Source organism: Stenotrophomonas maltophilia, assembly GCF_001274595.1.
Lineage (GTDB): Bacteria > Pseudomonadota > Gammaproteobacteria > Xanthomonadales > Xanthomonadaceae > Stenotrophomonas > Stenotrophomonas forensis.
The window spans coordinates 3,716,618-3,730,266 of the sequence record NZ_CP011010.1 but is presented as its reverse complement, the minus strand read 5'-3'; the positions used below and the strand labels follow the sequence as shown (position 1 = coordinate 3,730,266).

The following is a 13,649-nucleotide window of genomic DNA, read 5'->3' as shown; positions in this document are numbered from 1 at the left end:
CTCAGAACCGGTAGCCCACTTCGAGCCAGAACGAGCGTCCCATTTCGTAGTACGGCGCGCGGCTGACACTGCTGGATACGCCATTCACCGCGCGCCGATCCAGCACGTTGAACACATCCACGTTGGCGAACACCGTGCCCATCGTCGACAACGGCTGCTCCCAGCCGATGCGCATGTCCCAGATCAACGAAGGGGCAAACCGCCGTCTTTCCCAGACCGCGACGCTCTGGCCGTCATGGACATCCTTCAGTCCGGTGTCCCGGATCGCGCGATACCCGGCCCGGTAGCGGAGCGTATTGCCCCAGGTCAGCCGAGCTGCCGGGATGTGCGTGGTGGTGGCCAGTCGCGCGGTCCATGGGCGGTTGAAGTTGTCTGCCGGACGATCGCGGTAGCGGATGTAGCTGCCGTCGTAGCGGATGATCGGATTCTCGTAGTACGCGGTGCTGAAGTCGTCCTCGTAGTCGGGCGCAGAAGAGCGGCTGTCGGTCCAGTCCAGCGCCAGCAGGCCCGTGGTGCTGGTTCCGCCGAACTGCAGGCGGTGCAGGGGGCGCACGGTAAGGCTGATGATCTGTGTCTCGCTGCGGCCGTCGTTGCTCCAGGTTTCGTAGTGGGTGGCCAGCGAAGGGTCATCCGCGCGTTCGTCCTGCACCCGGCTGCTGGAACGCACGACCTGGTCACGCCCCTTGCGGTTGACGACCTTGCCGAGGAACTCCCAGCCCTTCCATTGCTGCTTGACGCCCAGCATCAGCTCATCGTCGTAGGCGATTCTCAGGCGATCGAAATGCAGCCCGTTGGCGGTCTGCGTACCTGCGGTCCACTCGCTGTCGAGGGTGGGGCGGCGCTGGTTCCTGTATTGCAGCCGATCAAGGCCATCGCGCAGCCGCCACGTGGCCGCGTTGCGGCCGTAGTAGCGGTTGGCGCCCGCGATCAGCTGGGTGTCGCCGGCGGTGTCGAGATCCAGTGACATCGCCAGGCGCGGTGCGACCGTGGTGTGCTGCATGTAGCTGTCATGGTCGATGCGCAGGCCGGGACGCAACGACAGGCGCCCCGCGCGGATGCTGTCTTCGGCGTAGGCGCTCCAGCTGTCGATCTGGAAGTCCAGCCGGCCGCGCGTGTAATAGGTGCGGCTGGTGAAGAACTGTCCGGGCCAGTTGCTGGTGTTGGCGCGGCCGGTGCGGGTCAGGCCCATCCAGCAGGTCTGCGTGTCGGTGATGCCGGCCTTGTTGGTACAGCTGGTGGTGCGCGCCGGCGAGACATAGATGTAGGTGTCGTCCAGGCGCTCGTAGTCGACATCCTGGTGCTGGTACTGGACGCCTGTCGCGAAACGATGCTCCATGCCCAGCCAGCGTCGCGGTGCCAGTATCAGATCGGCACGGTACTGGAGCGTCTTCTGCGCCTGGTCAATATCGCCGAATTCACCTTCCAGCGAGCTGCCTGAGGCTCCCCAGTCCTTGCCCTCGGCCCAGTGCCAGCTCATGTAGTCCGCAGACTGCGGATGGCGGGACTGCTCGGTAGAACTCCAGCCCACCTGCTGGGTCAGAGTGCCCCATTGCGGCGACCACGTCGCCTTGAGCATCGCCTGGCGGCCGCCGCCAATGATGTCGATGCCGGCACCGGGGACGTTGGAGCGGAAGTAGTGGGATTCCTCCGGCGCACGGGTAAAGCTCGCCTCGATGTCGAGCGTGTCGCTCGCTTCCCAGACCGCCTTGACGAACAGATTGTCGATGCTGCGCCGCTGGATCTGTTTCTCCGGATGCGCGTCGTCGACCAGGTGCGACTGCAGGTTGTAGGTGGGAATGGTCGAGCGTTTGCGGGTGAAACTGGCCAGGACGCCGATGCGGTCGGTCAGATAGCCCTCCAGATCGGCGCGCGTGGTGGTCTTCTTGAATTCCGGCTGCCCGTCATTCGCGCCGGACGCCTTCTGGTAGCTGTCTGCGACGGTGGAGTCCAGGTGGTAGCGTGTCCACGAAGATCGCGAGGACTGGGTGGACAGGCGGCCGCTGAAGGTGCGTGATGGTCGCCGGGTGCTCGCTTCGACAACGCCGCCGTTGAATCCACCATAGGCGGCCGAAACGTTGCTGTCATGCACGGTGATGTCTTCCAGCAGGCTGCTGTCCAGTGCCAGCGCCTGCGAGCCGCCTGGAACGGAGAACAGCCGGTATACCTCCGGATCCGCACCCGGGTCGATGTCGTTGTTGAAGTTCATGCCATCGACGATGAACGCGTTCTGATAGAACTTCGCACCATTGATGCTGATTTCCGCAGGGCGGATCTCGCCGGGGCTGAAGCTGCCCTGGTCGGCATTGTCGAACTGCACGGCGGGATGGATGCGCAGCAGCCGGGTGATGTCACCGTTGCCGGCGGCCTGCGCCGCGACGTAGCTGCGGTCCAGTTGCAGGCTGCCCCCGAAGGTCGAGCCGGCGTCCTGCCCCGGCACGTGCAGGGTACTGGTGCGTCGTGCGCCTGCCGACACCTGCGCACGCTGCAAGGTGTAGCTGCCATCGGCGCGGCGCACCGCGCGCAGCCCGCTGCCGTGGAGCAGTGCGTCGAACCCTGCGTCCACGTCCAGGCCTGTGGCAATCGATGGAGCCTGGCGGCCACGGGTCAGCGCGGGGTCGAAGGACAGGGCCACGCCATGCTCGGCGGCGAACGCGCCCAGTGCACTGCCCAGCGAGAGAATGCTGCGCTGGACGTGCAGGGATTCATCGGGCGGTGATTGAGCCAGCGCGGGTGTGGCGGCGAGCGCGGTGGCGAGGAGGCTCAGTCGAAGCCGGGGCAGGTTCACGGTCATGGGGAGAAAAATGAGGGGTTCATACCCTCTGCCACGCGACGCTCGGAAAAGTGTCAGCCGCGATGTCCCGCAGCCGACACGTGGATCCACAGCCCCTGCTCGATCCGCAGCGCGTGGGTGGCGGCAAGCATCGACAGGCTGCGTTGCAGGTCGTCCAGCGGGAATGCGCCGGACACCGGCAGGCCGGCGACGCGCGGATCCACGCGCAGCCAGCGGTGCTGGTAGCGCCCCAGCTCCTGCAGAACCTGCTGCAGCGGCATTGCATCGGCGACCAGCATGCCCCGGACCCACGCGTCAGCGCCGGGTGGTGCAGGCTTGGGAGGTGGCAGCCGGGTCAGGTTCCAGCGCAGCTGCTGTCCGGCGTCGACCTGGCGCTGTTGACCCGGTGTGGAGATCCGCACCGCGCCGTGCTGGACGACCAGCAGGGCGTCGTCCCCGAACAGGCGCACGCTGAAACGGGTGCCAAGTGCCTGCAGCGTGCCGTAGGGGGTCGTGACCCGGAACGGCCTCGCCGGGCGTTGTGGATCCGCGGCTGTCTCCACCAGCATCTGCCCATGGCGCAGCCGCAGAAGGCGCGCATGCGCATCGAATGCGATGTCGACCGCAGTGCCGGTATCCAGGTGCAGCACGCTGCCATCGTCCAGCACCTGCTGGGCGCGCTCGCCCACCGCCGTGCGCGCACTGGCATCCCACGCCGCGTCGTCCCACAACCGCCAGGCCAGCCATCCACCGAGTGGCGCCACCAGCAGAGCGGCGACGCTGCGCAGTACGGCGCGGCGCCCAGCAGACGCGGGCGGCTGCAGGGTGCGCTGGGCCAGCGCTGTAGGCACCTGAGCGGTCAGCGCCAACAGACGTTCCGCGCGCTGCCAGGCGTGGGCGTGTGCCGGATCGGCATCGTGCCAGCGTTGCCATTGCGCGCGCTGCGCCGCGCTGTCGTCCTCGTGCAGGCGCATCAGCCAGTCGGCGGCCTGTTCCAATACGCGCGGCGGAAGGGCCGGTGCGGCGGCGGTCTCAGCCGGCATGCGCCAGGCAGCCCAGCAGCGCCCGCTTCATGTGCCGCTTCACCGTCGACAGTGACAGCCCCAGCTGTTCGCTGATGGCCTCATAGCGAAGCCCATCGAACTGCGCCAGCAGGAACACCCGGCGTGCCATCGCGGGCAGGCCGTCGAGCATCGTGTCGATCTGCTGCAGGGCCTCGCGCACCAGCGCCTGCTCCTCCAGCGAGGGCAGCACCGGCTGTGGAAACTGCGCCAGGTACTCCAGGTAGGCGCGCTCCAGTGCCTGGCGCCGGAACCAGTTGGCGGCCAGCCCGCGCGCGACCGTAGTCAGGAACGCGCGCGGCTCGCGCAGTGCGGCCAGGTCGCGGCCCTGCAGTAGTCGCGCGAAGGTGTCTTGGGTAAGGTCATCGGCTACATCGCGATTGCCTACGCGGCCGCTCAGCCAGCCCTGCAGCCAGGCCCGGTGATCGCGGTACAGCACGCCCAGTTGTTCGTGGTGGGGAGGCATGGAGGGGGACGCGTGGCCTTGATCGAAATGAGAATGATTCGCAAGTATCGCATCCGTGATGCGCCGATTCCAGTGCCAGGCGCGCGCTGGCTTGCGCAGGATCAACGCGGCGGCAACATGCGGTGCGGCATGCTGGCCGCGGGCTGACTGGCCTCCGGATGCAGTCGCAGTCACCCTTGAAACGGGGTGGGGCAACCGCATCTTTCCAGCATCGCCGGCAGTGGCCGGCCCTGATCACCGATGAGGTTTCGCAATGCGGATGGACAAGCTCACCTCGCGTTTCCAGCAGGCGCTGGCAGACGCACAGTCGTTGGCCGTGGGCCGCGACAACAGCATCATCGAACCGGTTCACCTGTTCAGCGCGCTGCTGGACCAGCAGGGTGGCAGCACGCGCCCGTTGCTGGCCCAGGCCGGGGTGAACGTGCCGGTGCTGCGCGAGCGCCTGACCGAGGCGCTGGATGCGTTGCCCAAGGTGTCCGGCCAGGCCGGCAACGTCTCGATGGGCAACGACCTGGGGCGCCTGCTGAACCAGACCGACAAGCTGGCCCAGCAGCACGGTGATGCCTTCATCGCCAGCGAGTGGTTCGTGCTGGCCGCGCTGGAGGATGGCGGCACGCTGGGCATGGCGCTGCGCGCCGCCGGTGCCGACAAGACCCGCCTGCAGACTGCCATCGACAAGCTGCGTGGCGGCGAGAACGTGCAGTCGGAGAATGCCGAAGAGCAGCGGCAGGCGCTGGAAAAGTACACCATCGACCTGACCGCGCGCGCCGAGAGCGGCAAGCTGGATCCGGTGATCGGCCGTGACGAGGAAATCCGCCGCACCATCCAGGTGCTGCAGCGCCGGACCAAGAACAACCCGGTGCTGATCGGCGAACCCGGCGTAGGCAAGACTGCCATTGTCGAAGGCCTGGCCCAGCGCATCATCAATGACGAGGTGCCCGAGGGCCTGCGCGGCAAGCGCGTGCTGTCGCTGGATATGGGCGCGCTGATTGCCGGTGCCAAGTTCCGCGGTGAATTCGAGGAGCGCCTGAAGGGCGTGCTCAACGACCTGGCCAAGAGCGAGGGGCAGATCATCCTGTTCATCGACGAACTGCACACCATGGTCGGCGCCGGCAAGGCCGATGGCGCGATGGATGCCGGCAACATGCTCAAGCCTGCACTGGCGCGCGGCGAGCTGCACTGCGTGGGTGCCACCACGCTGGATGAGTACCGCAAGTACATCGAAAAGGATGCCGCGCTGGAGCGCCGTTTCCAGAAGGTGTTCGTGGGCGAGCCGTCGGTGGAAGACACCATCGCCATCCTGCGCGGGCTGAAGGAGAAGTACGCCGTTCACCACGGCGTGGAAATCACCGACCCGGCCATCGTGGCCGCCGCCACGCTGTCCAACCGCTACATCACCGACCGCCAGTTGCCGGACAAGGCCATCGACCTGATGGACGAGGCCGCCTCGCGCCTGCGCATGGAAATCGACTCCAAGCCGGAAGAGCTGGATCGCCTGGAACGCCGGGTAATCCAGTTGAAGATCCAGCGCGAGATGCTGAAGAAGGAAAAGGACGAGGCTTCGCGGCAGCGCCTGGCCGATCTGGAAAACGACATCGAGGCGCTGGAGCGCGAGTTCTCCGACCTCAATGAAATCTGGAAGTCGGAGAAGGCCGCGCTGCAGGGTGCAACCAAGATCAAGGAGCAGGTCGAGCAGGCCAAGCTGGAGCTGGAATCGGCGCAGCGCCGCCAGGATTTCGCCAGGATGAGCGAGATCCAGTATGGCCTGCTGCCGCAGCTGGAAAAGCAGCTGGCCGCTGCGCAGGAGGCCGAACACAAGGACTTCAAGCTGGTGCAGGACCGGGTTACCGACGAGGAGATCGCCGAGGTCGTGTCGCGCTGGACCGGCATTCCGGTCAACAAGATGCTCGAAGGTGAGCGCGACAAGCTGCTGCGCATGGAAGAGGTGCTGCACAACCGCGTGGTCGGCCAGGAGGAAGCGATCAAGGTCGTCTCCGACGCCGTGCGCCGTTCGCGTGCCGGCCTGTCCGATCCGAACCGGCCGGCTGGCTCGTTCCTGTTCCTCGGCCCGACCGGCGTGGGCAAGACCGAGCTGTGCAAGTCGCTGGCCGAGTTCCTGTTCGACAGTGCCGACGCGATGATCCGCATCGACATGAGCGAGTTCATGGAGAAGCACAGCGTCGCCCGCCTGATCGGTGCCCCTCCGGGCTACGTGGGTTACGAAGAGGGTGGTTACCTGACCGAAGCGGTGCGCCGCCGTCCGTATTCGCTGATCCTGCTGGACGAAGTGGAGAAGGCGCATCCGGATGTGTTCAACATCCTGCTGCAGGTGCTGGACGATGGCCGCCTGACCGATGGCCAGGGCCGCACCGTGGACTTCCGCAACACCGTCATCGTGATGACCTCGAACCTGGGCTCGCACCAGATCCAGGACATGAGCAGTGATGACAGCCCGGAGGCCTACACGCAGATGAAGGCGGCGGTGATGGGCGTGGTGCAGGCGCACTTCCGCCCGGAGTTCATCAACCGCCTGGACGACATCGTGGTGTTCCACCCGCTGGACAAGCAGCAGATCAAGCAGATCGCGCGCATCCAGATGCGCGGCCTGGAAAAGCGCCTGGCCGAGCGCGGCTTGAAGCTGGTGGTGTCCGATGCTGCGTTCGACCTGCTGGGCAACGTCGGCTTCGATCCGGTGTATGGCGCGCGTCCGTTGAAGCGCGCGATCCAGGCACAGCTGGAAAATCCGCTGGCGCAGAAGATCCTTTCCGGCGCCTTCGTCAACGGTGACACCATCGAAGTCGGCAACGACGGCGGCCACCTGGTGTTCGCCAAGGCGTGAGTCCATCGGGGCGCTGCCTGAGCGCAGCGCCCCGTTTCCCGTGGGCAACGCCGGGCCCGGCCCGCTCTTAGAAGCGGTGCGTGTAGCCGCTCATCAGGCCGAACTGGTTCGGCTTCTGCACGATCGGGCTGTCCGCGGCGTCGCCGAGCAGGCGCGTGCCTTCGGCCGAGATGTACCAGTTGCCATTACGGCCCACGCGATGGCTCCACTTCAGGCCGAGGCCGGCGCTCACCAGCCCGGCCTTCGGCTTGTGCTGGGCAAAACCGGTACGCGCGGCCTGCTCCGGGCTGACGCCGTACCAGGTCTGCATGTAGCCACGATTGCCATACTCGGTGGAGACGCTGCCGCTGACCACGCCACCGGCCAGGTCGAACAGCGGCAGGTCCAGGCTCAGGTGCATCTGCTGGGTGGCCAGGCCGTTGTCGCCGCGGTCTTCGTCCTTGCGCGTGAATTGCCAGGTGCCGCTCAGCACGGCCTCTCCCAGCGTATAACCAGCCGAAAGGCCGACCAGGGGACGGCTACGGATATCACCCATGCCGCGCAGGAAGTCGGAACCGCCGAGGGCGGAGTCCTTGTCGCGGCGGCTGCCGCTGGCGCCGATGTAGGCGCGCACGTGGGCATGCTCGCCGATCGCCGTGCCCCAGCCGATGCCACTGGTGCCGAGAAACCAGCCACCGGGTGACAGGGCGTCGAAGGACACCATCGGTGACGCCTGGAAGTCCTTGCTGCCGCTGTAGCGCGGGGTCACGCCGGCACCGGCGGCGACTTCGAAGGTCCAGTGGTCATCCTTGGCATGGGCGATCGGCGCGGCGAACAGCGGCAGCAGGGCCAGGCAGAGCAGGGACGGGGTACGGTGACGCTGGGACATGGGTTCTCTCGACAATGGGAGGAATGCAGCACGCGCATCCGGCGCGCGCTGCAGGGTCGACAGCGTGGCGATTCGCCGGCGACTGATCCGTCCGCAGTTGTGCGGGAGTTGTAATCAAATGTAATCGTGCCCGTTGGCGTTCAGCTTCCAGCCAGCGGCCAGTGCATTTCCAGGCGTGCACCGCCCAGCGTGGCGTGGCTGACATGCAGTTCGCCGCCGTGGCGCGCCGCGATGCGGTTGACGATGGCCAGGCCCAGCCCGAAACCACCGGTATCGCGGCTGCGACTGTCATCCAGCCGGGTGAATGGCCGCATCACTTTTTCGCGGTCGGCCTCGGCGATACCGGGGCCGTCGTCATCCACGCGCAGGCAGGCGCGGCCGCCAACGCCCACCAGTGAGACTTCCACCTGCGAATGCGCATGGCGCAGGGCGTTGCCCACGAGGTTGCTGAGTGCCAGCTGCAGCAGGCGCGGCTCGGCATCCACCCGCGGCAGCGCGCTGGGCTGCACACGCAGTGACAGACCGGCACGTTCGGCGTCGCGGCGCGCATCGGCCAGGCAGGCCTGCAGCCAGTCGTTGGCCTCGATGCGTTGCAGCGGCTCTCCTTCATTGGGGTGTTCCAGGCGTTCATAGGCCAGCAGTTCGCTCACCAGCCGGTTGAGTTCGGCCAGGTCGCCGTGCAGCCCCTGCGCCAGACTTGCGCGACGTGCGCGATCGTCGCTGTCCTGCATCAGGTCCAGCCCGAACGCCACGCGCGCAATCGGCGTGCGCAGTTCATGCGAGATCGCGTGGGTCAGGTCGCGCTGGCGCTGCACCAGCTCGGCCACGCGCGCGGCCATGCGATTGGAATGGTCGACGATGACCCGGATCTGTGAGCGCGGCGACACCTGCGCCCGCGCCTGCAGGTCGCCGGCGCCGATGCGGTCGGCATGCAGGCGCAACGCTTCCAGGTCGCGCCACAGCAGGCGGACCCAGGCATACAGGCTGGCCCCGACCAGCAGCAGGATGCTGAGGTAGGCGGCGATGGACATGTAGGTGGTCATCAGCACCTCGCCGGGCAGGCGCAGGTGCAGCCAGCGGCCGCCGGCATCTTCGATGGGCAACAGGATCTGCTGGTAATGATCGCGGACGATGAAGCCCTGTGCCTGCAGATGGGCCTGCTCCTGCGCGTCGAGCACGGGAGGCGTCTCCAGCAGGGTCAGCGCGATGCCATAGTGTGGTTGCCACTGTTGCACGCGCGCTCGCTGCTGTGCAGCGTCCAGGCCGGCCAGCCCGGTGCGCAGGGCATACACCTGCCCGCGCACCTGCTCGGCGAACACACGATCCTGTACCGGCAGGTAGATGCCGTCCAGGATGTGGTTGAGGACGAACACCGACACCAGGAAACAGGCACCGGTGACGAACCACAACCACAGGAACAGGCGCTTCATGCTGACCAGGCCGAGGGATTGAACTGGTAGCCGCGGCCCCACACGGTCTTGATCCGCCGGGGTTCGCGTGCGTCGTCGCCAAGCTTGCGGCGCAGCTTGCCGATGCTGACGTCGACGCTGCGGTCCAGCCCATCGAAACCGATGCCGCGCACCGCCTGCAGGATCTGGTCACGCGACAGGATCTGCCCCGGCTGGCTGGCCAGCAGCCACAGGATCTCGAATTCACTCGTTCCCAGCTCCACCGGCAGCCCGTGCAGGTGTACTTCGCGCTGCATCCGGTCGATCAGCAGTTCGCCATGCATCAACCGGCACGGCGTGCCGGAGTTGCTGCTGCCATGACGGCGGCGCAGCAGGGCGCGCAGGCGGGCCAGCAGCAGGCGCGGCTCGACCGGCTTGTGCACGTAGTCGTCGGCGCCCGATTCCAGGCCCAGTACCTGCTCGATATCGTCTTCGCAGGCGGTCAGCATCAGGATCGGCACATCGGAAAAGCTGCGGATCTGCCGGCACACATCGATGCCACCCAGGCCCGGCAGCATCAGGTCCAGCACCACCAGTTCCGGTGCATGCTGGCGGCACGCCGCGCCGGCCAGGTCGCCGCGGGCCACGTGCTGCACGGCGAAGCCATGTTCGTGCAGATAGTCGCTGACCAGCTCGGCCAGGCGGCGATCGTCTTCCACCAGCAGGACCGGGGTCGGCGCGCCGCTGGCGGCGGGTGTCCAGGGAGAGGGCTGCATGCGTATTGGGCCTCCGTGCCCGGGCAGGATCGCCCGGCGGCGAAGCCTAGCAACGGGCCATGACGGCTGCCTGAATCGCGGCCAACCTGATAACCGGCGGTATGGACGTCATCGCCAGCGGCTTTCAGCAGCAGGCTCCGCTTGGCCTATGTTGGCGGTTTCCCCGGATGGAGCCTGGTGCAATGAGCGACCTGCAGTGGCAACTGGAAACCCTGGCCGTGCATGGCGGCTACCGTCCCGACCCGACCACCCGCGCGGTAGCGGTGCCGATCTACCAGACCGTGGCCTATGCCTTCGATGACACCCAGCACGGTGCCGACCTGTTCGACCTGAAGGTGTCCGGCAACATCTACACGCGCATCATGAACCCCACCACCGACGTGCTGGAGCAGCGCCTGGCCGCGCTGGAAGGCGGTATCGGCGCACTGGCACTGGCCTCGGGGCAGGCGGCGATCACCTACGCGATCCAGACCATCGCCGAGGCCGGTGACAACATCGTTGCGTCCAGTGCGCTGTATGGTGGCAGCCTCAACCTGCTTGCGCACACGCTGCCGCAGTACGGCATCCAGGCGCGCTTCGCCGATCCGGCCGATCCTGCTGCGTTTGCAGGGCTGATCGACGAGCGCACCAAGGCGGTGTTCGTCGAGTCGATCGGCAACCCGCGTGGCAACGTCACCGACATCGCGGCGATCGCCGAAGTCGCTCACGCGGCAGGCGTGCCGCTGATCGTCGACAACACCGTGGCCACCCCGTTCCTGCTGCGCCCGTTCGAGCACGGTGCCGACATCGTGGTGCACTCGCTGACCAAGTACCTGGGCGGCCATGGCAACAGCCTCGGCGGCGCGATCATCGACTCCGGCCGCTTCGACTGGGCGGCGCAGCCAAAACGCTTCGCCCGCCTCAACCAGCCCGACCCGAGCTACCACGGCGTGGTCTACACCGAAGCGCTGGGGCCGGCCGCCTATATCGGCCGCGCGCGGGTGGTGCCGCTGCGCAACACCGGCGCGGCGCTGTCGCCGTTCAATGCATTCCTGATCCTGCAGGGTATCGAGACGCTCGCCCTGCGCATGGAGCGCATCAATGCCAACGCACTGGCCGTCGCGCAGTTCCTGAAGTCGCACGCCAAGGTGGCCTGGGTGCGCTATGCCGGGTTGGTCGACGACCCCGAGCACACTGCCGCGCAGCGCTATCTGCGCGGACACGGCTCGGGCGTGCTGACCTTCGGCCTGCCGGGCGGGCGCGAAGCTGGCGCGCGCTTCCTCGATGCGCTGAAGCTGTTCACCCGCCTGGTCAACCTGGGCGATGCGAAATCACTGGCCACCCATCCGGCCTCGACCACCCATCGCCAGCTGGACGCGGCCGAACTGGCCAAGGCCGGCGTCAGCGAAGACACCGTGCGGCTGTCGATCGGCATCGAGCACATCGGCGACCTGCGCGCGGACCTGGAGCAGGCCCTGGCCAACGCCTGATAGCCACGGGCTTGGTCGTCATCGCCACAGGCGATCACCACGGGCGCTGCGATGCGCTACGGTGGAACTGCCTCTCCAAGGCGTGGCAACGTGGCGATCCAGATCCCCGGTCGATGCGGGTCGACCGGGGATTTTTTTTGTGCCGCCGTGTCGACCAAGGTCGACACCCACCAACAGCAACTGGACCCACCCCGCCATCCCACGGAATGTCAGCTTCTGCTTTTGTCGTTGCCGTTGCTGTTGCCGTTGCTTCGGCAGGTGCAGGGCTGCAAGCCCTGCACACGCTGCCCCTCACACCACCGGAATACTGTGCTGCCCCAGGTTCCGGTACGGCGGCGTCGACATGATCATCTCCGCCAGCGAATAGGCCAGCTCGCGCTCGGCCATCACCGTGCCATCGGCACCGTGTTCCAGCAGATGCTTCACCTCGGCATCGCTGTGCGCACGCGCCAGCAGGGTCAGGTCCGGATTGATCGCGCGCAGCTTGGCCAGCGCCTCGCCGGCTTCCAGCGGCTGCGGAATCGCCAACACCGCGATCTTCGCGCGCTCCGGGTGGGCCTCGGCCAGCACCCGGTCGGCGGCGGCACTACCACGGATCGCCGCCAGACCCTTGGCGTGGGCCTGCTCGACGTGTTCCTTGTTGTCATCGATGACCAGCACCGGCACGCCACGGTCGCGCAGCACCTGCGCCAGTTCGCTGCCGACCCGGCCGTAACCGATCACGATGGCGTGGTCATGCAGGTCCCGGGACGGGCCAGTGGCTTCTTCCGGCTCGGGCGGCTGTGGCAACTGCTCCTGCTTGGCCTGCCAGCGGTCGAGCAGGCCGAACACCAGCGGGTTGAGCATGATCGAGACCAGCGCACCGGCCAGGACCAGCGACTGGCCTTCCTTCGGCAGAATCTGCAGGGCCACGCCGAGGCCGGCGATGATGAAGGCGAATTCGCCGATCTGCGCCAGGCTGGCCGAGATGGTCAGCGCGGTGCTGGTCGGGTGGCCGAAGGCGCGCACGATGAAGAATGCCGCCGCTGACTTGCCGAACATGATGATCAGCACCGTGGCCAGTACCTGCCACGGGTGTTGGATGAGGATGTTCGGGTCGAACAGCATGCCGACCGAGACGAAGAACAGCACCGCGAACGCATCGCGCAGCGGCAGCGAATCATGCGCGGCCTTGTGGCTCAGTTCCGATTCGTTGAGCAGCATGCCGGCGAAGAACGCGCCCAGCGCGAACGAAACGCCGAACAGCATCGCCGAGCCGAACGCCACGCCCAGCGCGATGGCCAGCACCGACAGGGTGAACAGTTCGCGCGAACCGGTACCGGCAATGCGTTCCAGGATCCACGGAATGACCCGGCGGCCGACCACCAGCATCACCGCCACGAACAGGCCCAGCTGCACGAAGGTCCAGCCGATGTCGGCCAGCACGCTGCCCAGCGAGTGCGATTCCTTGGCCGCGTCGGGGCCGAACACACCGGCCATCACCGGCATCATCACCAGCGCCAGCACACAGGCCAGGTCTTCCACGATCAGCCAGCCGACCGCGATCTTGCCGCGCATGGTTTCCAGCAGGCGGCGTTCCTCCATGGCCCGAAGCAGCACCACGGTACTGGCGGTGGCCAGCGAGAATCCGAAGATGACGCCGTGGATGGCGGGCCAGCCCATCAGCGAGGCCACGCCCCAGCCGAGCAGGGTGGCCACCGCGATCTGGCCGATGGCGCCGGGAATGGCGATGGCCTTGACCGCCATCAGGTCCTTCAGCGAGAAGTGCAGGCCAACGCCGAACATCAGCAGCATCACGCCCAGTTCGGCCAGCTGGTTGGCCAGCGCCTGGTCGGCGACGAAGCCGGGGGTGAACGGGCCTACACAGATGCCAGCAACCAGATAACCGACCAGCGGAGACAAGCGCAGCTTGTTGGCCAGCGCGCCGAAAATGAAGGCGAGCCCCAGGCCAACGGCCACGATGTTGATCAGGTCGGTGTCATGGTGCATCGGCTCTCGCAGAAATCGGGGGG

General features: G+C 66.9%; 10 protein-coding genes. 3 read left to right on the top strand and 7 right to left on the bottom strand.

Annotated elements, in window-relative coordinates:
• Position 1: 1 nt before the first annotated feature.
• Genes VN11_RS17050 through VN11_RS17040 form a run of 3 tightly spaced genes read right to left on the bottom strand, consistent with a single transcriptional unit; the run spans position 2 to position 4,297 of the window.
• A complete protein-coding gene (locus VN11_RS17050; RefSeq protein ID WP_053450595.1) occupies positions 2–2,791 on the bottom strand; it encodes a secretin and TonB N-terminal domain-containing protein in 2,790 nt (929 codons plus the stop codon).
• A gap of 53 nt (positions 2,792–2,844) precedes the next feature.
• Entirely contained in the window at positions 2,845–3,813 is a 969-nt protein-coding gene (locus VN11_RS17045; protein ID WP_053450594.1) for a FecR domain-containing protein, read from the bottom strand.
• Entirely contained in the window at positions 3,803–4,297 is a 495-nt protein-coding gene (locus tag VN11_RS17040; protein WP_053450593.1) for a sigma-70 family RNA polymerase sigma factor, read from the bottom strand. Before VN11_RS17040 ends, VN11_RS17045 begins: the two co-directional genes overlap by 11 nt.
• A gap of 12 nt (positions 4,298–4,309) precedes the next feature.
• Here VN11_RS17040 and VN11_RS22885 point away from each other — a divergent pair, with 12 nt between their 5' ends.
• A complete protein-coding gene (locus VN11_RS22885; protein ID WP_258010961.1) occupies positions 4,310–4,444 on the top strand; it encodes a hypothetical protein in 135 nt (44 codons plus the stop codon).
• A 106-nt stretch (positions 4,445–4,550) separates the two neighbouring features.
• Positions 4,551–7,136 (top strand): ATP-dependent chaperone ClpB, encoded by a 2,586-nt coding sequence (gene clpB, locus VN11_RS17035; protein ID WP_053450592.1) that lies wholly within the window; start codon positions 4,551–4,553, stop codon positions 7,134–7,136.
• 67 nt (positions 7,137–7,203) lie between these two features.
• Here the strand turns inward: clpB and VN11_RS17030 are convergent, their stop codons facing one another.
• The 3 genes from VN11_RS17030 to VN11_RS17020 all read right to left on the bottom strand — a co-directional run bounded on the left by VN11_RS17030 (position 7,204) and on the right by VN11_RS17020 (position 10,168).
• Positions 7,204–8,004 (bottom strand): MipA/OmpV family protein, encoded by an 801-nt coding sequence (locus tag VN11_RS17030; RefSeq protein ID WP_053450591.1) that lies wholly within the window; start codon positions 8,002–8,004, stop codon positions 7,204–7,206.
• Between the two features lie 140 nt (positions 8,005–8,144).
• Positions 8,145–9,434 carry an ATP-binding protein gene (locus tag VN11_RS17025; protein WP_053450590.1) on the bottom strand — a complete coding sequence of 430 codons (1,290 nt, stop codon included), beginning with the start codon at positions 9,432–9,434 and terminating at the stop codon, positions 8,145–8,147.
• On the bottom strand, positions 9,431–10,168 hold the full coding sequence (locus VN11_RS17020; RefSeq protein WP_053450589.1) for a response regulator transcription factor: 738 nt from the start codon (positions 10,166–10,168) through the stop codon (positions 9,431–9,433). The genes VN11_RS17025 and VN11_RS17020 overlap by 4 nt, the downstream gene beginning before the upstream one ends.
• A gap of 182 nt (positions 10,169–10,350) precedes the next feature.
• On the opposite strand from VN11_RS17020, the gene VN11_RS17015 reads away from it, so the two are divergent.
• The gene (locus tag VN11_RS17015) at positions 10,351–11,637 is read left to right on the top strand and encodes an O-acetylhomoserine aminocarboxypropyltransferase/cysteine synthase family protein (RefSeq protein ID WP_053450588.1); all 1,287 of its coding nucleotides are present in this window, start codon (positions 10,351–10,353) and stop codon (positions 11,635–11,637) included.
• Between the two features lie 291 nt (positions 11,638–11,928).
• On the opposite strand, the gene ybaL is transcribed toward VN11_RS17015, so the two are convergent.
• A complete protein-coding gene (gene ybaL, locus VN11_RS17010) occupies positions 11,929–13,626 on the bottom strand; it encodes a YbaL family putative K(+) efflux transporter (protein ID WP_049456805.1) in 1,698 nt (565 codons plus the stop codon).
• Positions 13,627–13,649: the final 23 nt, after the last annotated feature.